General features: G+C 64.4%; 19 protein-coding genes and 2 tRNA genes. 1 reads left to right on the top strand and 20 read right to left on the bottom strand.

Annotated features, from left to right (window positions below; genetic code table 11):
• Positions 1 to 2 precede the first annotated feature (2 nt).
• From purM to Pcatena_RS00075, 18 genes are all read right to left on the bottom strand, one after another.
• Positions 3 to 1,079, bottom strand: coding sequence for a phosphoribosylformylglycinamidine cyclo-ligase (purM, locus tag Pcatena_RS00160; protein WP_126420543.1), 1,077 nt, complete (start codon positions 1,077 to 1,079; stop codon positions 3 to 5).
• A 112-nt stretch (positions 1,080 to 1,191) separates the two neighbouring features.
• Entirely contained in the window at positions 1,192 to 2,739 is a 1,548-nt protein-coding gene (gene purF / locus Pcatena_RS00155; RefSeq protein WP_126420541.1) for an amidophosphoribosyltransferase, read from the bottom strand.
• Positions 2,740 to 2,753: 14 nt separating this feature from the next.
• On the bottom strand, positions 2,754 to 3,716 hold the full coding sequence (gene srtB, locus Pcatena_RS00150) for a class B sortase (RefSeq protein ID WP_126420539.1): 963 nt from the start codon (positions 3,714 to 3,716) through the stop codon (positions 2,754 to 2,756).
• A 9-nt stretch (positions 3,717 to 3,725) separates the two neighbouring features.
• A complete protein-coding gene (purE, locus tag Pcatena_RS00145; RefSeq protein WP_126420537.1) occupies positions 3,726 to 4,187 on the bottom strand; it encodes a 5-(carboxyamino)imidazole ribonucleotide mutase in 462 nt (153 codons plus the stop codon).
• Positions 4,188 to 4,268: 81 nt separating this feature from the next.
• Entirely contained in the window at positions 4,269 to 5,141 is an 873-nt protein-coding gene (locus tag Pcatena_RS00140; RefSeq protein ID WP_126420535.1) for a PfkB family carbohydrate kinase, read from the bottom strand.
• 64 nt (positions 5,142 to 5,205) lie between these two features.
• Entirely contained in the window at positions 5,206 to 6,069 is an 864-nt protein-coding gene (locus tag Pcatena_RS00135) for a hypothetical protein (protein WP_126420533.1), read from the bottom strand.
• Positions 6,070 to 6,225: 156 nt separating this feature from the next.
• Positions 6,226 to 8,019, bottom strand: coding sequence for an ABC transporter ATP-binding protein (locus Pcatena_RS00130; protein WP_126420531.1), 1,794 nt, complete (start codon positions 8,017 to 8,019; stop codon positions 6,226 to 6,228).
• Positions 8,020 to 8,023: 4 nt separating this feature from the next.
• Entirely contained in the window at positions 8,024 to 8,725 is a 702-nt protein-coding gene (locus tag Pcatena_RS00125) for an NUDIX domain-containing protein (protein ID WP_172596322.1), read from the bottom strand.
• Positions 8,726 to 8,731: 6 nt separating this feature from the next.
• The gene (purD, locus tag Pcatena_RS00120; RefSeq protein ID WP_126420529.1) at positions 8,732 to 10,033 is read right to left on the bottom strand and encodes a phosphoribosylamine--glycine ligase; all 1,302 of its coding nucleotides are present in this window, start codon (positions 10,031 to 10,033) and stop codon (positions 8,732 to 8,734) included.
• Positions 10,034 to 10,197: 164 nt separating this feature from the next.
• Positions 10,198 to 11,484 (bottom strand): adenylosuccinate synthase, encoded by a 1,287-nt coding sequence (locus tag Pcatena_RS00115; RefSeq protein ID WP_126420527.1) that lies wholly within the window; start codon positions 11,482 to 11,484, stop codon positions 10,198 to 10,200.
• A 129-nt stretch (positions 11,485 to 11,613) separates the two neighbouring features.
• Complete coding sequence (gene dnaB / locus Pcatena_RS00110; protein WP_232619854.1) at positions 11,614 to 13,014, bottom strand: replicative DNA helicase; 1,401 nt, start codon at positions 13,012 to 13,014, stop codon at positions 11,614 to 11,616.
• A gap of 534 nt (positions 13,015 to 13,548) precedes the next feature.
• The gene (rplI, locus tag Pcatena_RS00105) at positions 13,549 to 14,079 is read right to left on the bottom strand and encodes a 50S ribosomal protein L9 (RefSeq protein WP_126420523.1); all 531 of its coding nucleotides are present in this window, start codon (positions 14,077 to 14,079) and stop codon (positions 13,549 to 13,551) included.
• Between the two features lie 13 nt (positions 14,080 to 14,092).
• On the bottom strand, positions 14,093 to 14,359 hold the full coding sequence (gene rpsR, locus Pcatena_RS00100; RefSeq protein ID WP_073296722.1) for a 30S ribosomal protein S18: 267 nt from the start codon (positions 14,357 to 14,359) through the stop codon (positions 14,093 to 14,095).
• A gap of 122 nt (positions 14,360 to 14,481) precedes the next feature.
• Entirely contained in the window at positions 14,482 to 14,967 is a 486-nt protein-coding gene (locus tag Pcatena_RS00095) for a single-stranded DNA-binding protein (protein WP_126420521.1), read from the bottom strand.
• Between the two features lie 97 nt (positions 14,968 to 15,064).
• Positions 15,065 to 15,358 (bottom strand): 30S ribosomal protein S6, encoded by a 294-nt coding sequence (rpsF, locus tag Pcatena_RS00090; RefSeq protein WP_073296725.1) that lies wholly within the window; start codon positions 15,356 to 15,358, stop codon positions 15,065 to 15,067.
• Between the two features lie 388 nt (positions 15,359 to 15,746).
• Positions 15,747 to 16,808 carry a DUF4013 domain-containing protein gene (locus Pcatena_RS00085; RefSeq protein WP_126420519.1) on the bottom strand — a complete coding sequence of 354 codons (1,062 nt, stop codon included), beginning with the start codon at positions 16,806 to 16,808 and terminating at the stop codon, positions 15,747 to 15,749.
• Between the two features lie 166 nt (positions 16,809 to 16,974).
• Positions 16,975 to 17,065: transfer RNA gene (locus Pcatena_RS00080), tRNA-Ser, on the bottom strand.
• A gap of 43 nt (positions 17,066 to 17,108) precedes the next feature.
• Positions 17,109 to 17,199, bottom strand: a tRNA-Ser gene (locus Pcatena_RS00075).
• Between the two features lie 169 nt (positions 17,200 to 17,368).
• Here Pcatena_RS00075 and Pcatena_RS00070 point away from each other — a divergent pair.
• Complete coding sequence (locus Pcatena_RS00070; RefSeq protein WP_172596321.1) at positions 17,369 to 17,839, top strand: TRIC cation channel family protein; 471 nt, start codon at positions 17,369 to 17,371, stop codon at positions 17,837 to 17,839.
• Between the two features lie 63 nt (positions 17,840 to 17,902).
• On the opposite strand, the gene typA is transcribed toward Pcatena_RS00070, so the two are convergent.
• Positions 17,903 to 19,741 carry a translational GTPase TypA gene (gene typA / locus Pcatena_RS00065; RefSeq protein WP_126420515.1) on the bottom strand — a complete coding sequence of 613 codons (1,839 nt, stop codon included), beginning with the start codon at positions 19,739 to 19,741 and terminating at the stop codon, positions 17,903 to 17,905.
• Between the two features lie 159 nt (positions 19,742 to 19,900).
• Positions 19,901 to 20,353: a hypothetical protein gene (locus Pcatena_RS00060; RefSeq protein WP_126420513.1), complete on the bottom strand. Its 453-nt coding sequence runs from the start codon at positions 20,351 to 20,353 to the stop codon at positions 19,901 to 19,903.
• Positions 20,354 to 20,430: the final 77 nt, after the last annotated feature.

The following is a 20,430-nucleotide window of genomic DNA, read 5'->3' as shown; positions in this document are numbered from 1 at the left end:
CCCTACTCGGCGTCGTCGCGATACTGGACGCAGCCCGTGCCCGGGATGCACTCGCCCATGAGGAACGGGTCGAGACCCTCGGCCTTGAGGGCGGCCGTCACGGCATCGACGTCCTCGGGCGCGCAGATGATACTCATGCCCACGCCCATGTTGAACGTCTTGTACGCCTCGGTGAGCGTGAGGCCCGCCAGGCGGCTCACGTAGGTGATGATGGGTGGGATGCTCCACGCGGGACCGGCCTCGCCGCCGCGATAGACGAGCGCGTCAACGTCTGCGGGCAGGGCGCGGTTGAGGTTCTCGGTGATGCCGCCGCCCGTGATGTGGGCCATGGCGTGGATGGGCGCGCCGGCGTGGAGCGCACGGATGAGCTGGCCGGCGTAGATGGTGGTGGGGCGCATCACGGCGTCGGCCACGGACTCGCCAAGCTCCTCGTTGTAGGCCTCGAGCTCCTCGACGCTCCTGCCCTCGATGGCAACCTTGCGCACGAGCGAGTAGCCGTTGGAGTGGATGCCGGAGCTCGCGAGGCCCAGGATGACGTCGCCGGCCTTGACCTTCTCGGGACCGATCATCTTCGGGCGGTCGACGACGCCCACCACGAAGCCGGCGAGGTCGTAGTCGTCCGGGTTCATGACGCCGGGGTGCTCGGCCATCTCGCCGCCCACGAGGGCGCAGCCGCTCTTCTTGCAGCCGTTGGCGATGCCCTTGACGATCTGCGCCACGTGCTCGGCGCGCAGCTTGCCGATGGCAACGTAGTCAAGGAAGAACAGGGGCTCGGCGCCGATGGGCACCACGTCGTCCACGCACATGGCCACGAGGTCCTCGCCCACCGTGTCGTGACGGTCCAGCAGCTGGGCGATGGCAAGCTTGGTGCCCACGCCGTCGGTGCCAGATACCATCACGGGGTCTTCCATGTCCTTGAACGCTGCGGCCGAGAAGCACCCGCCAAAGCCGCCGAGGCCACCGATGACCTCGGGACGGTTCGTCTCCTTCACGGCGGCCTTGATGGCATCCACCGCGCGGGCGCCCTCGGCGGTATCGACGCCGGCGTCCTCGTAGGTCACGTGCTTGTCGTTGCTCATGAGAGGTCCTTTCGTGGGTTGGACAGTCGAGCGGATCTGCGCCGGGCGCTCCGGCGCTGCGGCGAGTGCGGACATACCGAGGGCATGGCAGCGCTCGCAGGTGAAACCGAATCTATGCCTCGGCGTTTGCCACGTCGCCCACGCTCATGTGGGACGCGGCGCTGGCACGGGCAAGGTTGCGGGGCTTGTAGCCGTCAAGGAACTTGCCGGCCGAGAAGCTCGGCGGGATCTCCACCGGATACTCGCCCGTGAAGCACGCCTCGCAGTAGCCGCTGCGGCCAGACGGGCAGTCGTCGCAGTGGGAGAGGTTGGGGACGCAGGCACGAAGCCCCTCGGGAGAGAGGAAGGCGAGCGAGTCTGCCCCGATGTACTCGCAGATCTCCTCCACGGTCTTGCTCGCTGAGATGAGCTGGTCCTGCGTGTCCGTGTCGATGCCATAGAAGCACGGCCACGTGACCTCGGGGGAGTTGATGCGCATGTGGACCTCGGTGGCACCGGCGTCCTTGAGCATGCGCACGATCTGCTTGGAGGTGGTGCCACGCACGATGGAGTCGTCGACGACCACGAGACGCTTGCCGGCCACGTTGTCGATGAGAGCGTTGAGCTTGAGGCGAACGCCCATCTCGCGCAGCTCCTGCGTGGGCTGGATGAACGTGCGGGCCACGTAGCGGTTCTTGATGAGACCCTCGCCAAACGGCAGCCCCAGCTCGTGGGCAAAGCCCTCGGCGGGCGGCATGCCGGAGTCTGGCACGCCGATGACGAGGTCGACGTCGGCCGGGGCCTCCTGCGCCAGGCGCTGGCCCATGGCGTAGCGCATCGAGTAGACGCTCTTGCCATGGAAACGGGAGTCCGGACGGGCGAAGTAGACGTGCTCGAAGATGCACTCGGCGCGGGCCTCGGGGTCGAGCGCCTGGGTGGAGGAGATGCCGTCGTCCGAGACGCGAATGATCTCGCCGGGGCGCACGTCTCGCACGTACTCGGCGCCCACGATGTCGAGGGCGCACGTCTCGCTGGCAACGACCCATCCCTGGTCGTCCGCGAGCTTGCCCAGGCACAGCGGGCGGATGCCATGGGGGTCGCGGAAGGCGTAGAGCGCGTTCTCGCGGATGAGGGCCATAGCGTAGCCACCCTCCATCATGGCCATCGCGTGGGCGATGCCTGCGCGCAGTTGGTGCTTCTTCTCGGTGAAGAAGCCGATGAGGCGGGCTGCCACCTCGGAGTCCGTGTGTGTGCGGAACGGCACGCCGTTGTTGATGAGCTCCACGCGCAGCTGGTCGAAGTTCACGAGCGTGCCGTTGTGGGCAAGGGCGATGAGCACGTCGTTGATGGCCGAGAGGTGCGGCTGGGCGCTCTCCCAGCCCTTGGACCCGGCCGTGCCATAGCGCACGTGGCCGATGGCGACCTTGCCGGGAAGGGCCGAGAGGTCAGAGTCAGTGAAGGCCTGGGTCACGAGGCCAAGGTCCTTCGTGGCCATGACGGTGGCACCATCTCCCACGGCGATGCCCGCGCTCTCCTGGCCGCGGTGCTGCAGCGCATGGAGGGCGAAGTACGTCATGCGCGCGACGTCTCGCTCCGGGGCCCAGATTCCGAACACTCCGCACTCGTCATGAAGCGAGTCCGAGTCGTTGGCGGCATTCTCGTTCACAGGACGGTCAGACATGCGGTTCCCCTCCGCTAGCTGGCTGATACGTTTGCGTCGTTGCCGGAGACCTCGCTCTTGAGCGCGCACACGAGCAGGCCTCGGCCATTGCCCTTTCCAAAGTCGTTCTCATAGTCGCAGGTGCAAAGCGTCAGCACACGAGAGACGCTCGACACGGCACCATCTGCGGACGAGCTCTTGGCCGTGGCCTGGGAGAGCGCGTTCGCAAGGTAGTTGTGGAAGTCGTTGTCATCCGAGAACACGATCTGGCGGGCGGCGCCGTTCGTGGCGGCAGACTTGTAGAAGAACAGCGGCTCGAGCTCGTAGCTGGCGTCCTCCGTGAGGTACCAAACGGTGTCGATGCCGTTGAAGTAATCCTGGCTGGCGAACTCGTCCACGTCGGTGAACATGGCCCCGTTGTTGAGGTGGTGGCCATAGACGAGCGTCTGGCGATCGACGAGGCCAGGGCGGGAGTTCTCGTAGTCCATGAAGATCTGGCCGCCCACGGAGTACTCGCCCTCCGCGCTCGTGCGCAGGTACTCGTCGTTGGAGTCTCCCTGGTAGACGGGGAAGTCCACGTGCGTGCCGGGGATGTAGATCCATCCCACGACGTCCGCGTTCACGGCCTTGAGGCCCGCCCAGTCGATGGTGGGGGGCTGGGCGGCGTCATCGGAGACCGTGGCGTAGGCGGCGAGCTTTGCGTTGTTCTCGTCCTGGACGTGGTACTGGTACTGGGCGTACCCCCACATGCCGCCGGCAACGAGCAGAAGCGCCACGCCCACGACCATGAGCAGCGTGGACAGGACGTTGCGACGGCGCCTGCGCTTGCCCTCGCGTGCCGGATGGCGGCGCGCGGAACGAGAGGAGGGCGCTGCCGCACCCTTGCGGTCCGTGCGCGAGTAGGCGCCGGCAGAGGCCGGAACGTAGCCGGTCGTCGCGGGGCGCGGAGACGGCGCGCCGTCCTGCTTGAAGTGCTTGCCGTTCGACTTCTGAGCCATTCGCCCGACCTAGCCCTGCGCCATGGAGCGCTTGAACTCGACGATCTTCTCGCGATACTCGGGAAGCGTTGCTCCCAGGATCTGCGTGGCGTAGATGGCGGCGTTCTTGGCGCCGTTGATGGCGACGCAGGCCACGGGCACGCCACTGGGCATCTGAACCATGGAGAGCAGCGAGTCCATGCCACCGAGGTCGCTCGTCTTCATCGGCACGCCAATGATGGGAAGCGGCGTGTAGGCGGCAACGACACCGCCGAGGTGCGCGGCCTTGCCAGCAGCCGCGATGATGACCTTGAGGCCACGGTCCGCGGCGGTGGCGGCCCACTCGTGGACCTTGTCCGGCGTGCGGTGGGCGCTCGCGATGACGAGCTCGTAGGGAACCCCAAGCTCGTCGAGCTGACTCATGCATGCCTCCATGGTGGGCATGTCAGACTTGGAACCCATGATGATGCCAACGAGCGGCTGATCTGCCATGTTCGCTCCTCAGGTTTGTGCCTGTGCGTCTGTGCTGCGCGGCTTTCGCGCAAGCTCTCAGTATACGCCGCGCGAGCCGGCTTAGGCGAGGAGCGCCGTTACGTCTCCGAGAACAGACTGGAAGCTGACGCCGCGCAGCTCATAGCCCGGCTGGTCGCATGAGACCGCCATGGCATCGCTCACGAGCGTGCCCGCAAACGAGACGGCGTCGAGAAGTGACCTGCCGCAGTAGATGGCCGCGGTGAGGCCGCTGGCAAACAGGTCTCCCGTGCCATGGAGCATGTAGGGCAGAAGCTCGTCGCTCGTGGACTCGAGCCCGCCTGCCGTGGCTGCGTAGTTGCGGATGACCCCCTCGTCCGCGCGCACGATGCCCTTGAGCACCACCGACTTCGCTCCCATGGCGAGAAGCGCATCAGCCATGCGCCGGACGTAGGCCTCGTCGACGTCTGCGCCCTCGTAGGGAATTCCCGTGAGGATGGATGCCTCCGTGAGGTTGGGGGTGAGAACGTCCGCCCCCTCGACGAGACCGCGGGTGGCCTCGCACATCTCGTCGGTGTAGGTGGGATAGCGACTGCCGTTGTCCCCCATGACGGGGTCCACGATGCGCAGGGCATGGGGGTACTCGTCATACAGGCGCCGGATCGCAGCCACTTGCTCCGCCGACCCCAGGAATCCCGAGTAGACGCCGTCCAGGTCCACGCCGTGCTGGCGCCAGGCATCAAGGTAGGCGCCCAGCATGGGAGTGGTGTCGAGCATGTAGAAGCCGGGGAACTTCGTGTGGGCCGAGAACAGCGAGGTGGGGACCGAGCACACGTCTATGCCCGCGCAGCTCAGCACCGGGATGGCAACGCCGAGCGAGCAGTTGCCGTAGCCGCACAGGTCGTGCACGGCCGCAACCCGCGGCAGGTAGCTGCCCTCGCGTTGGTACAGGTACAGGTCGCTTGCCACGGGCATGGATGCTCCTCTAAACAGAAAAGGGCGGCCCTCCTCGTGGGTGGGCCGCCCGGACGTGCGTTTCCTACTCCGCTGCCGCCTCGGTCGCAGCCTCAGCCGTGACCGCGTCAGCCGTGCTCGCGGCCTCAGTCGTGGCCGCGGAGTCGCCAATGACGGCATCGAGGATGTTGGTTGGCAGCGTCACCTTCTCGCGCAGGTTCTCGGACGCCGTGGCATCGAGGTCGGTGATCATGCAGTTGAAGTTGAAGCCGCCGTTCACGCCGGTGCTCTTCGTCCAGACAAACGTGGCAAAGCGCTTCATCGTGCCCGTGGGCTTGAGGAAGCCAAACAGCGAGGACTGCTGGATGTCGCCGTTGTCGTCAACGTGGACGTCAACGTGGTAGATGACCTGGTTGATGTTGGGGTTGAGCAGGGCGTTGACCGAGAGGGCCGCAGCCTGGATCTGAGATCCCGCCAAGCACTCGAGCTCGTTTTTGGAGGAGGTGTCCACAACGCTGACCTCGATGGTGCCGGACTTTTCGTTGGCCTCGAGGACCGTGTAGTCCTCGGGGAACTGCGTGAAGCCATCGCCCCACTCGACGCCGTTGCGCAGCGCGGTGTTGACGCTGGCCGCATCGACGTGCTCGGCGAGCTGGGCCGTGCCCGCCCTGCGCACGAGACCGCAGGCAACCTGCGACACGACAACGGCCACGAGCAGCACGATGAGCACGACGACCGCCGCGCGCGTCATCGTCTTGCCAACGTTTGAGCCGGAAGGGTCGTCGCCGGACAGCGGGTCAACCTCGACGGCCGCCTTGCGGGCGCGACGACGCGTGCGCTCCTTGCGGGCCTTGGAGGCGTTCGTGTGTCCCGTCTCATCCACATCGGAGAAAATGGCCTCCACCTCGTCGGGCGTGGGGGCCTTTGCGCTCTTGTCCTTCTTGGCCATGCTCTTCCTCATAGTGTCATTCGCAGCCATGTGGCCGCTCGTGGGTCAAAACAGTCGGGATTCAGTATAGGCAGGCAGCTTGGGCTTTCCTTAAGGTCGGCTGGCATTCCGCCCAAGCTACACACGCGAGGATGGCGCGGGGATGCCCCGCCACACCTAGGCGTGATGGCCAAACTGCATGCGGTAGTAGGTGGCATAGGTGCCGCCAAGCGCCATGAGCTCGTCGTGCGTGCCACGCTCCACCACGCGACCGCCGTCCACGGTCACGATCTCGTCCGCGTCGCGGATGGTCGAGAGACGGTGGGCGATCACAAGCGTCGTGCGGCCGGCCGCCAGGCGAGAGAGCGACTCCTGGACGGCAGCCTCGCTCTCGTTGTCGAGTGCGCTCGTGGCCTCGTCGAGCACGAGGATCTTCGGGTTCTTGAGGAACACGCGTGCGATTGCGATGCGCTGCTTCTGGCCACCGGAGAGCCTGGCCCCGCGCTCGCCCACCTGCGTCTCGTAACCCTCGGGCAGGCCGTCGATGAATGCGTCGATGTTGGCGGCCCGAGCCGCCGCTCGGATCTCCTCGAGCGTCGCGGACGGGCGGCCATATGCGATGTTCTCGCCTATCGTGCCGTCGAACAGGTAGACGTCCTGCTGAACGAGGCCAATCGCCTCGCGCAGGCTCTTCTGCGTGACGCCGCGCACGTCCTGGCCGTCGATGGTGATAGAGCCCTCGCGCACGTCATAGAAGCGCGGCAGCAGGCTGCACGTGGTGGACTTGCCACCTCCGGAGGGACCAACGAGCGCAATCGTCTCCCCCGGCTTGATGTCCAAATCCAGCCCGCGCACGACGTCCGTCTCGCCGTCATAGGAGAATCGGACGCCCGAGTAGACCACATGGCCCTCGGTGATATCGATGTCGGGCGCGCCGGGGGCGTCGAGGATGTCGGGCTTCGTGGCGAGGATCTCGTCAAAGCGCCTGAACCCGGCCTCGGCCTTCTGGAACGTCTCGGTGAAGTTGAGCAGCTGCTCGATGGCGGCGGTGAACGTGGTGATGTAGAGCGCGTAGGTGGAGAGGTCCACCGGCGCCATCTCGCCCATCGCGATGAGGTAGCCGCCATAGACGATGACGACGGTGAACAGCGCGCCCATGAGCGCCGCGATCATGGCCTGGTAACCACCCATGACGTGGTACATGCGCTGCTTGCTCTCGAGGTAGGCCTCGTTCGAGCGAGCGAACTTCTCGCGCTCCACGTCCTCGGCCGCAAAGCCCTTCACGATGCGCATGCCGCCAAGCGAGTCCTCGAGCTGCGAGTTTATGCCCGAGATGCGCTTGCGGTTCTCCATGAACACGGCGCGCATGCGCTTGTTGGCACGCGAGTTGTACGCCCACAGGACCGCTGTGATGACGGCAAGGACGGCGGAGAGCTTCCAGTTGATGGTTGCGAGAATCGCAAACGAGCCCACTATCTTGATGCCGCAGATGATGGCGTACTCAGGGCCGTGGTGGGCCGCCTCGCAGATGTCAAAGAGGTCGGAGACCACGCGGCTCATGAGGTCGCCGGTGTTGTGCCGGTCAAAGTAGGAGAAGCTGAAGCGCTCGTACTGGTCAAACAGGTCCTGACGCATGTGGCTCTCCATGCGCGCGCCCATGACGTGGCCCCAGTAGCCCACGAAGTAGCGGCAGACATAGCGAACGGCATACATGACGACAAGACCAAGCGCGAGGGTGCCCAGCGCGCCCATGATGGCGCCAGTCCCCTCGGTGAACAGGCCACCGGTCAGGTTGCGCAGGACGATGGGAAACGCCAGGTCAACCGCCGTCATGACAACAGCGGCAATGGTGTCGATGGCAAACAGGTGCCACTGCGAGCGGTAGTAGGAGATGAACTTGCGGTACAGCGCGCCCGCAGCATGCGGGGCCGACCCGCCACGGGGACGGCTGTTGGTACTGGTATCTGACATAGGGCTAGTCCTCGGTTGATACGTCCGGAGCAAGGCGGCGGGCCACGGCATCGCAGGCAAGGGCGCCCACGACGGTCTTGGCATCCTCGACGCGGCCATCGAGGACCGCATCGACGAGTTCGGTGAGCTCGACAAGGTCGACGTTGATGAACTCGTCGTCATCGGGGTTCGAGCTCGTGAACGTGAGCCCCGTGGCCATGTAGAGGTGGATGACCTCGTCCGTGAAGCCGTCCGAGCTCGCAATGGACGTAAGGTAGGCCATCTTGTCGGCCGTGAAGCCCGTCTCTTCCTCGAGCTCGCGATGTGCGGCGGCCAGCGGGTCCTCCCCCGGCTCGAGCTTGCCGGCCGGAATCTCCACCGTCACGCGATCGAGCGCCGTACGGTACTGGCGCACGAGGCAGATGTGGCCGTCGTCCGTGAGGGCAACGATCGCAACGGCACCGGGGTGGCGCACGACATCGCGCACGGCCTCGCGGCCGTCCGGCATCTGCACGTGCAGGCGACTCACCGAGAAGATCCTGCCCGTCCAGGCCGTCTCCTCGGTGAGCGGGCGCTCGGCGAGGGCGGCGTCACGTGGATCGTCATTGCCGCGGACGAATCCGCGACGCTCGGGCTCGCCGCTCTTGTGATCGTGGTTCACGCGGTCGCCGTCATAGGTGAACGCCTCGACGGTGTCCATGAGCTCGCCCGTATCCTTTTGCGTCATGCGAATCTAGACCTCCCAGGCATCGCGGCCACGCAGCGCTCGCGCGCCAATGTCGCGGCGAAGCGTCTTGCCGTCGAACTCGATGCGGTCGCAGGCGCGATACGCCTGCTCGCGGGCATGCTCGAACGTGTCGGCCACGGCCGTGACGTTGAGGACGCGCCCGCCGTTGGTCACGAGCTCGCCGGCAATGGTCTTGGTTCCGGCGTGGTAGACCGTGACACCCTCGAGCTCCTCGGCCTGCTCGATGCCGGTGATGGGCTTGCCCTTCTCGTAGGAGCCGGGGTAGCCCGCGCTCGTGAGCACGACGGAGACGGCCCAGTCGTCGTCCCAGCTCACGTCGGCCCCATCAAGCGTGCCGTTGTCGCAGCGCAGGAACACGTCAAGGAGGTCTGCCTTCATGCGCGGCAGCACGACCTGCGTCTCCGGGTCACCGAAGCGCGCGTTGAACTCGAGGACCTTCGGGCCATCCTTCGTGAGCATGAAGCCGCCGTACAGGCAACCGGAGTACGGAATGCCGTCCGCGGCGAGCTGGGCCACGACCTTGCGCTCGATCTCGACCATGGCCTCGTGCTCCTCAGGAGTCACGAAGGGCACCGGCGAGTAGACGCCCATGCCGCCCGTGTTGGGGCCGAGGTCGCCCTCGAGCGCGCGCTTGTGGTCCTGCGACGTCGCGAGGGGAATCACCGTCTTACCGTCCGTGAGCGCGAGAAGCGAGCACTCCGGGCCCTTGAGCATCTCCTCGACGACGACGGTCTGGCCCGCCTCGCCGAACGTGCCCGAGAAGCACTCGCGCACGCCGGCGAGCGCCTCCTCGGTGGTCTGGGCAACGATGACGCCCTTGCCGGCGGCAAGGCCGTCGGCCTTCACGACGCACGGGCCCGCGAGCTCGCGGACATAGGCCTCGGCGGGAGCCGCCTCGGTGAAGCTCTGGTAGCGGGCCGTGGGAACGCCAGCGCGCTCCATGACCTGCTTGGCAAAGAGCTTGGAGCCCTCCATCTGGGCGGCCTGGCCACTCGGGCCAAAGCAGGCGATGCCCGCGGCACGCACGGCATCGGCGACGCCCGCGACGAGCGGGGCCTCGGGGCCGATGACGACGAGCCCCACGCCATGCTCGGCGGCAAAGTGCGCGACCTCGACGGGGTTTTCCTGGTCAATGTCTGCGAGCTCAGCCTCGGCGAGGATGCCGCCGTTGCCCGGCGCCGCCCAGACCTTGCCCGCGCGAGGGCTCTCGAGAAGCTTGCGAAGCAGCGCGTGCTCGCGCCCGCCAGCGCCCAGAAGAAGGATGTCGATCGTCTCGATTTCGTCCATGGATGCTCCCGTTCTCGGCTCTACGTTCCAACGTGTCTATCCTAGCCCCCACCCACCGGATGAGACAAAGGGACAGTCCCCTTGTCTCATCGCAACAATGGCCCGAGGGCGCAAAACCAAAGGCGGGCCCGGCATGTTGCCGAGCCCGCCGGGTGTGTCTGCGCTTACTTCCAGAAGCGATTGATCGTCTGCTCGCGGTCAGGACCCACGGCAACGAAGGAGACCTTCACGCCGCTGAGCTTCTCGATGAGCTCGATGTAGTCCTGCGCAGCCTTGGGCAGCTCGTCAAAGCTCCTGCAGCCGGTGATGTCTTCCTTCCAGCCCGGGACCTCGACGTACTTGGGCTTGGCGTGGTCAAAGACCGAGCGGTGCTCGGGAACCGTCGTGTACTCCACGCCATCGCACTCGTAGGCGGTGCAGACCTTGATGGTGTCAAGGCCCGTGAGCACGTCGAGCTTGGTGATGGCGAGGTCGGTGAGGCCGTTGACCTGCGCGGCGTACTTGATGACCACGGCGTCATACCAGCCGCAGCGGCGCTCGCGGCCCGTCGTAACACCATACTCGTGGCCGGTCTCAAGCAGGAACTTGCCCACACCCTCGTCAAGGTTCAGCTCTGTGGGGAACGGGCCCGAGCCCACGCGCGTGAGGTAGGCCTTCGCGATACCCAGCACGCGGTCGATGTTGGTGGGGCCAACGCCGGAGCCGGTAACCGCGCCGCCGGCCGTGCAGTTGGAGGAGGTCACGAACGGGTAGGTGCCGTGGTCGATGTCGAGCATCGTGGCCTGGGCACCCTCGAACAGGACCTTCTTGCCCTCGGCAAGCTCCTCGTTGAGCAGCTTGCCGCTCTCGATAATGTAGGGACGCAGCTGCTCGGCATAGCCGAGGAACTCCTCGCACACGGCGTCCACGTCATAGGTGGGCAGCTCGTAGACCTTCTCGAGGATGGGGTTCTGGTAGGCGAGCGACGCCTCGACCTTCTCGCGGAAGGTGTCGTCGTCGAGCATGTCCTGCATGCGAATGCCCGTGCGGTTCATCTTGTCCATGTAGCACGGACCGATGCCGCGCTTCGTGGTGCCGATGTTGTTCTTGCCGAGCTTCTGCTCGTGAGCGCCGTCGAGAACCTTGTGCCAGGGCATGACGATGTGAGCGTTGCCCGAGATGCGCAGGCCCTTGCAGGAAAGGCCCTCGCCCTTGAGGTGCTCGAGCTCCTCGAGAACGACCACGGGATCGACGATGCAGCCGTTGCCGATGATGGAAAGGACGTCCTCGTGGACGATGCCAGACGGAATCTGGTGAAGTGCGAGGTTGTGACCATTGGCGACAACCGAGTGGCCGGCGTTGGCACCGCCGCCATAGCGACAGACCACATCGAAGTCACCAGAGATGAGGTCGGTGATCTTACCCTTGCCCTCGTCGCCCCACTGGGTTCCCACCAGAACAGATGCCGGCATGAAGAGCTCCTTCTCTTACGGCTTAGCAAACCATTTGAGTATACGCCAACGACCGCACCGTAACCGCATCGTCGCGGGTGAGGACGGAATGCGAGGGGCCGCCACCCGCATGGGATGGCGGCCCCGGTCCTAGACGTCGTCGTGGTGCATGTCGACTTCCATGAACTTGGTCTTCTCGGCAAAGAACGCCATGTCAATGATGCCCAGCGGGCCCGAACGGTTCTTTGCGACGACAAACTCCGTGATGCCGTAGTCCGGCCTGTCCTCGCGGGACCCCTCCTCCTCCGTCATGGAACGGTCGAGCAGAATGACGATATCTGCGTCCTGCTCGATGGAGCCCGACTCGCGCAGGTCGGACAGCTGGGGGCGCTTGCCGCGCTGACCGGTGCGTTCCTCGTTCTTACGGGAGAGCTGGGACAGGGCGATGACGGGGATGCCGAGATCCTTCGCCATGATCTTGATGCCACGGCTCATCTCGGAGACCTCGGTGGCGCGGGAGTCTGCACGCTTGCTGGGCGGCGGGGAGACGAGCTGCAGGTAGTCGAGGATAACCACGCCCTTCTCCTTGTTGCGAAGCATTCGGCGCGCCTTTGCGCGAATCTCGGTCACAGTGGTTCCCGGCGTGTCGTCGATGAGGATGTCGAGGTTGGAGAGGTCCTGCGTGGCAGAGAGAATCTGGTCCCAGCTCTCGGGCGCGATCTTACCGGAGCGAATGGTCTGCAGGGGAACCATCGAGTACGTCGACAACAGTCGCTGCGCCACCTCCTCGACGCTCATCTCGAGCGAGAAGAAGCACACCGTGGCGCCGGACTGCGCCATCTGAACGGCGAGGTTCAGGGCAAACGACGTCTTGCCGACGCCAGGTCGGGCGCCGACGACGATCATCTGGCCTGCGCGCAGGCCGAGGAACATGCGGTCCATGGCCGGGAAGCCCGTCTGGATGCCGACGGTCTCGCCATCCTGCTGGGCAAGACGGCCAAGCTCGTCATAGAGCGTCACCATGGCATCCTCGAGCCGGACGTAGGACGTCTTGATGTCTCGGTTCGTAACGTCGAGAAGCATCTTCTCGGCCGTCTCGACAACTTCCTTGGTGTCCTCTGGGGCATTCGCCGCAAGGTTGGCGATCTTTGCGGAGGCATCGATCATGAGGCGCAGGGTTGCGTCTCGGTGCAGCATGTCGGCATGATGCTTCCAGCTGGCGATGGCAAACGAGTCCTCACCAAGGCGAGCGAGGGACTGGATGCCTCCGGCGCGCTCGAGCTGCTCGTTTGAGGTGAGGTAGTCTGCGAGCGAGATGGGGTCCAGCGCGATGCCGCGCTCGAACATCGTGCGCATGGCCGCGAACACGATGCGATTGGCATCCACGAAGAAGTCAACCTCTGAGAGCTCGACGAGAGCGCTCTCGAGAACCTCCGGGGAGAGCATCATCGCAGAGAGAACCGAGCGCTCCGCATCTGGATGAGAGGGCATCGACTTGATGGAGGCGAGGGCCATCGGGGACGGCGCGGCGTCATATACGATCTCGTCCAAGGGGCCTCCCATGAGTGCGTGATTCGGTGCGACTGACTATCTTAGCCCATAACGTCAGAGGGCCTTGTTGCGGACGTCCATCCACGGCAAGGCCCATGCACTCACAGAATCGCACCAAGCACAAGGACGAATCTACCTGCACGTTTTCAAAAGCCCATGCGTCCTACCACGCAAAACGTGAGTTTTCACACTTTTCAACAAATTCTGGAAATCTGGTAAACGGTTTTCAACATTTACCTTACAAGCCCAGGTTTGGCAGCAGTAGCCCAAACGAATTGTCTTGCGGTTTGGACGCCAATATTCATTCAGTGCGAAACACCAGGTAGAAGTCTAAATTCATAGCTAACAGGCAGTTAGGCTCGCCCCAGCATGACGAGAGGGCGCCCTTGCGCTCACGCTTGGAAACCGCCGGTTGGCACAGAGCTCCTCACGGATTGTCGATTGTAAACAGATGAAAAAGGGACCCGCGACTCTAGGTCACGGGTCCCATGCGCTCACAGTGCTTGTTCCGCAGATGCGGACATGAGCGAAAGCCTACTCGGCAGCCTCGGTGGTCTCCTCGGTAGCCTCGGTCTCGGCGACCTCAGCCTCGGGAGCCTCCTCGACAACCTCCTCGACGGCCGGCTTGCCGACCTGGAGGTGAAGCTCGGCGGCGATCTCGCGGTACAGGCTCACCTTGACGGTGTGCAGACCGGAGGTCTTGATGGCGCGGTTGAGCTCGATGCGCTTGCGCTCGACCTCGACGCCCAGCTCGTTCTTGATGGCGTCGGCGACCATGGTGTTGGTCACGGAGCCGAAGAGCTGGCCCTCGTCGCCGACCTTGGCGTCGATGAGGACGGTCTTGCCATCGATGACGGCCTTCAGAGCCTCGGCATCGGCGATGCGCTTAGCCTCGCGCTTCTCGATGTTGTGACGACGCTCCTCGAGCTGCTTGATGTTGCCCTTGGTGGCCGGCAGGGCCATGCGGTTGGGGAACAGGAAGTTCTCAGCGAACCCCTGGGCGACCTCGACGACGTCGCCCTCTCCGCCCTTGCCCTTGAGCTCACCCAGAAGGATGACTTTCATGGACACTCCTTACTTAGCTGCGGTCGCGACGGCCACCACGGCTGGACACCACGGGAACGGTGTACGGCAGAAGGGCCATCTCACGGGCGCGCTTGATGGCGTTGGCGATGTCATGCTGGTGCTGCGTGCAGGCGCCAGTGACGCGACGGGGCTTGATCTTGCCACGGTCGGTCATGTACTTGCGAAGGAGCTGAGTATCCTTGTAGTCGATGAACTCAGTGTCCTCCTTGCAGAACTGGCAGAACTTGCGACGCGGCTGACGCTGGTACTCAGTAGCCATGTCTCAATACCTTTCTGTTGGCGTGCGGCCGGCTTTCGGCCGGACGCCGGTTCTCTCGGAGACGCTGCCCGCGAGCGGGCAGGCCAGCCACCGTAATCTGGACAGACCCAGACGTAGGTGGCCTAGAACGGGATGTCCTCGTCGTAGACGTCCGCGGCGGGCGGTGCGGCGACGGGGGCAGGGGCGGGCGCCTGAGGGGCGTTCGCCTGGTAGTTGGCCTGCGGGGCAGGGGCAGCGTAGCCGCCCTGCTGCTGGCCATAGCCGCCGGAGTTGCCGCCCTGACGAGAGCTCATGAACTCGATCTCGTCAATGACGACCTCGATCTTGGACCGCTTCTGACCGTCACGCTCCCAGGAGCTGTAACGGAGGCGACCCTCGATGGCGACCTTGGTTCCCTTCGAAAGGTAGCGCTGGATCGCCTCGGCACGAGTGCCGAACATCACGCAGTCGATGAAGTTGGGGTAGTCCTCCCAGTTACCGGTCTGCGGGTTGCGACGACGGTCGTTGACCGCCACGCCAAGATGCAGCACCTGCGTGCCGCTCTGCGTGGCCCTCAGCTCGGGATCCCTGGTCAGGTTGCCCGTAATGTTCACTCGGTTGATGCTCACGATGCTCACTACCTTTCACTTGCGCAGCGTCCGCAATCGAGCTTGGTCGATGCCTGGCAGCTGCGTCTAGGGCCTCTCGGCCCACTTCCATGACTACTTACTCGTGATCCGGACGGCGCACGATCATGTGGCGCTTCACGGCATCGTTGATGCGGAGAACGCGATCGAGCTCGGCGATCTGAGTGGGGTCAGCGTGGAAGTTGACGAGGGTGTAGTCACCCTCCGTGAGCTTGTCGATCTCGTAGGCGAGCTTGCGCTTGCCCCAGTTGTCGACGTTGTCGACCTGGCCACCGTTCTCGGTGAGAGCGACTTCGATGCGCTTCATAACGCCAGCGCGCGCCTCATCGGTGATCGTGGGATCGACAAAAAACAGCAGTTCATAAGCCTTCATGTGGTCACCTCCTCTGGGCATGTGGCCTCGGGTCGTGAAGGTTTGCGCCCGAGACAGGAAAGGTCGGTTGAGAATCTTACCACGAATGCATGTGCCGGAGCAGCCGCAATACCTCACCGCACACCCCAACCTGCACAGAGCCACCACATGCGAAGAATTCCACGCTGACCCTTACCCGCCTCGAGCCTAGCGCCCGCACCTGACAGAAATCCGCAAGCAGCCAAACGCAAACCCAACACGCGAGCTAGTGGGTAGTGAAGGCATCATGGCGGATGATGCTGCGCCCATGCGCCAGCCGCTCGCGGGTGCATGGGCGTCGTTCATGGCAAATGGGTGCCCGCGCACTCTTGCGCGAACACCCATTCTTCACAGATGGATTTCGATTGTCCTACTCCTTGTCCGTGCCCTGCCCGAGCTCATCAGTGGCAGCCCGATGAGGCGTAAGAGGCACGACGGTCTCCCCGTCAGGAGAGGTCGAGCGTTCCCGTGGCTGAGGAGCAACCGCAGGAGCCGGATCCGTCCTTGGCTGCGCGGGCGCGGGCGCGGGCGTGACAGGCTCGGCTGCCGAGTGAGGTTGGGGCTGCGACTGGGGCGCCGGCGTTGGCACCGAAGAGACCGGAGGCAGAGGGGCAGGCGTCACGGGCAGGGGATCGCTCGGCGAGCCCCACGCCCCCACGTTGAACTGACGCATCCACAGGCCGATGCTGTTGGCGAGCAGAAGGTTTCCCGCAACGGAGAACACGAGGCTCACATAGCCGATGAGCACCGATGCCGGCATGACCGTGCGCAGAATCGACCCCACGATGGCGAGGAGGTCGCTCGGGTCAGAGCCAGACGTCGCACTCAGGTACTCAACCTCATACACGAGGCGCAGGATGTCCGGCATGGCGAGGGACATGACCAGCAAACCGCTCACAGTGCAGATGCCGCCAACAATCAACATCGTCACAAGTGGGATCGCAACGTTCTTGAACAGGCCGGCGGCATCATGCGAGACCATCTCGTAGATGCGCGCGAACGACAGGCCGGCGCCAATCTTCTGATAGATGGCCGCACGAAGGGCCGCCACCATCACCACGAGCGAGAGAAGCAGGTTTGCCGTCGTGATGGCAAGCGAGAGCAGCGAACTCAGGAGCCTGATGCGCAAGGCCGCAATAATCGCCGTGACAACGGAGGTTGCCACACTCCACAGGAGCATCCACACGAGAATGACCACGAAGGCACGCCAGCCGGCAACCAGGCAGCCGCCGATTTTGACGCCACGCTGCTTTGGCGCGGCATCGACGCCCCACGCGCTCAGCCTCGCCCACTCAAGTGCATAGCCAAGGACGGCGAGCGGCCCCACGATGGGCACGAACATGGCAATGGCAAGCACGAGGATGGGCTTGACCCACCCCTTGTCTCTCGTGAGCAGCTTCCACGAGTGCGAGAAATACTTGGCGTCCTGCATTGGTCCTCCCGATGCCGTTGGTATGTGTCGAGTGTAGACAATCCTTCAAGGCAGCGGCGTCCGGAGGCAGATTGCAGTCTCTGGTCGCCGATGACATTAGACCGCATCCACAAGCGACGAAACAAAAAGGACCCGGCTCGCCAGGCGAACCGGGTCCTGCGTACTCTGGCGGAGAGGGAGGGATTTGAACCCTCGTAACCACAAAGTGGTTAAACGGTTTTCGAGACCGCCGCATTCAGCCGCTCTGCCACCTCTCCAGAGATATGAGAGCGGCGCCGCAAAGGGCGCCGCGGAAGACTCTGGCGGAGAGTCGGGGATTTGAACCCCGGAGACGCTTGAGACGCCTACACGATTTCCAATCGTGCGCCTTCGACCACTCGGCCAACTCTCCAGTAAAGTGCGTTGATTATTCTAGCCTAAAGTTCTTGCAAAACACAAGAGGAATTTCTTTGATTCTCAAAGGCAATTCGCAACGCGAGAAAAAACGGTCCAAACCAAGCACCGTGAGGTTTCCAAGCACCATAATGCTCTTCACGCGACGCGTCCCGAGAGGAGCTTCCGTGCCAGATTTCTCCGCCTTTCTCGGCCAGGGCACCCATGCCCTGATGCTGCCCGCATGGCTCGAGCTCACCGCCATCGTGGTCGGCTCTCTTTCGGGATCCCTCGTCGCCATCGACCGCAAACTCGACATGACGGGTTGCGTGGCCCTCTCACTCATCTGCGGCTTGGGCGGCGGCCTTCTGAGGGACGTCTGCCTGGGAGATGTCCCTCGCATCTTCCAGACGTCAAACCTCTACGCCTTGTGTGCGCTCGGAGGCTCGCTCACCTACTTTGCGCTCCATGACCTCGCCCACGTCATGAATCCCTGGCTCGCCATCGCCTGCACGCTCGTCACCGTGGCCCTCAGGCGCGCAAGCCTGCGCTGGGGCATAGTCTCTTCCACGAGCCGGGACCACACGGACATGGTGCTCGCCCCCGTACGGCGCGCCGCAGAGCGCGCCCGGGGTCATGCCAAGAGGCACGGCGAATAAACAAAAAGGGAGGGACGCGCCGGCAGCCGGCCATCCCTCCCTTGGTCTCTCTCGAGAAAAAACTTACTTGTTGACGAGACCAGCGCGGACGTTGGCCTTCTTGCGCTCGATGGCGTTGAGGATGCGCTTGCGCATGCGGACGCTCTTGGGCGTCACCTCGACGAGCTCGTCGTCCATGATGTACTCGAGTGCCTCCTCGAGCGTGAACGTGCGCGGCGGGGTGAGCTGGACGGCAATGTCTGCCGTGGAGCTGCGCTGGTTGCCAAGCTGCTTGGTGCGTGCGATGTTGACGACCATGTCGCCGGGCTTGGAGCGCTCGCCCACGAGCATACCCTCGTAGCACTCGTCGCCAGGGCCGACGAAGAGCTGGCCGCGCTCCTGCAGCGTGCCGAGCGCGTAGGCAACGGCCTTCTCGGTGGTCATGGAGATCATGGCACCGTTGTTGCGCACGCCAAGCTCGCCGGCGAAGGGGCCGTACTCGAGGAACGTGTGATAGAAGACGCCCTCACCGTGCGTGACGTTGAGGATGCGGTTCTTGAGGCCCATGATGCCGCGCGTCGGGATCTTGAACTCGATGTGGCAGATGGTCTCGCCCTGCTCCATGTTCGTCATGGTGCCGGAGGCGTTGCCGAACAGCTCGATGACCTTGCCGGAGTACTCGCCCGGGCACTCGACGACGGCCTGCTCGATCGGCTCGATGCGGTTGCCGTTCTCGTCCTTCTTGATGAGGACGCGGGGACGGCCAACCTGGAACTCGAAGCCCTCGCGACGCATGGACTCCATGAGGACGGACAGGTGCAGGATGCCTCGGCCGGCAACCTCGACGCCGGACTTGTCGGGGAGCTCCTCGATGCGCATCGTCACGTTGTTCTCGGCCTCGGTCATGAGGCGCTCCTTGAGCTGGCGGGCACCCACGATGTCACCCTCGCGACCCACAAGCGGGCTCGTGCTGGCCTCGAAGACGATGGCCAGGGTCGGCGGGTCGATCTCGATGGGCTCGAGCTCGACGGGATTCTCGGGGTCGGTGTAGACGTCGCCGATGTCGGTGCGGTCGATGCCCACGACGGCGGCGATGTCGCCGGCGCCGACCTCGCCGCACTCCTTGCGGCCGAGGTAGTCGAACGTGAAGAGCTGCTTGACGGTGGCGTTGGCGCGCGAGCCGTCGTTCTTCACGACGAGGATCTTGTCGCCGTCGTGGATGGTGCCGGAGTAGATGCGACCGATGCCGATGCGACCCACGTACTCGGAGTGGTCGATCGTGACGCACTGCATGGCAAGCGGGCCGTCAGGGTCAACCTCGGGCGCAGGCATGTCCTCGACGATCATGTCGAGCAGCGGGTACATGTTGTCGTTGTCGTCGCTGGGGTCGAGGCGGGCAAAGCCGTTCATGGCGCTCGCGTAGACAACGTGCTCCATGGCGAACTCGAGCTGCTCGTCGGTGGCGCCAAGGTCTGCCATGAGGTCGAGGCAGTCGTTGTAGGCCTTCTCGGGGTCGGCACCCGGGCGGTCGATCTTGTTGACGACGATCATGATGGACAGGCCGGCGTCGATGGCGTGGCGCAGGACGAAGCGCGTCTGGGGCATGGGGCCCTCGAACGCGTCAACGAGCAGCAGGGCGCCGTCGGCCATCTTGAGCACGCGCTCGACCTCGCCGCCGAAGTCGGCGTGGCCCGGGGTGTCGATGACGTTGATCTTGACGTCCTTGTACTCGATGGAGATGTTCTTGGCCAGAATGGTGATGCCACGCTCGCGCTCCTGGTCGTTGGAGTCAAGGACGCGCTCCTCGACCTGCTGGTTTGCGCGGAAGGCGTCCGTGGCGCGCAGGAGCTTGTCCACAAGCGTGGTCTTGCCGTGGTCGACGTGGGCGATGATGGCGATGTTGCGTAGGTTCTCCTGGCGCATATGTCCCTCTCAATTCTGCAATGCCTGTGTTTTCGGCAACTGAGGGATTATACAGCGCAAACGGTAGCTCTTGATGGCATGCGCTCACGCATCACGCCATCTACAGCTAGCAACGGTGACGGCTTGGCCCGCCCCAGGTGTCGTCGTGTGCGCTCGGAGCTACAGCAGGCAGGAGAGCTCGCCGGCGGGAGCGGGATCGGTGTAGCGGAAGCGCTTACCCGAGCCAATGCCCTCGACGAGCGAGAAGGCGGAGTAGCCGCACTCGGCACCACGCTCGCCAAACTCGAGGATAAGGGCGTCCTGGAAGGCCTCATCCTCATCCGCAACGGCACCAAGGTACGCGATGGCGTAGCAGGCGGGCTTACCAATGACGCGAGCGTTATCCTCGCCACGAGCGCCGTTGCGAACCCACGTGCGGGCCGCCTCGAGGCACTGCTCGGCGGAATCATCGTCGAACTCGCAGGTCATACGCTGGCCCTGGGAATCCGCGGCGGTGGCGACGACGGAGAAGTCCTCGCCGGCGGCGAGGCGATCGAGGGCCTCGCCCATGAGGGTGCTGCCGAGCTCGTCGGTCTGAGCGGAAACGCCGCCGTCGCCGTGATTATCCGCCATGTGTCACCCTCCGCGTTCGCCGTGATATCGAAAAGATGGTAACGCATCCTCGCACGAGGTTGCGTGCTCCGTGCCAA

It is taken from the genome of Parolsenella catena (assembly GCF_003966955.1).
GTDB lineage: Bacteria > Actinomycetota > Coriobacteriia > Coriobacteriales > Atopobiaceae > Parolsenella > Parolsenella catena.
Note: the sequence above shows the minus strand (reverse complement) of the source record. Positions and strands in the feature narration are given on the sequence as shown.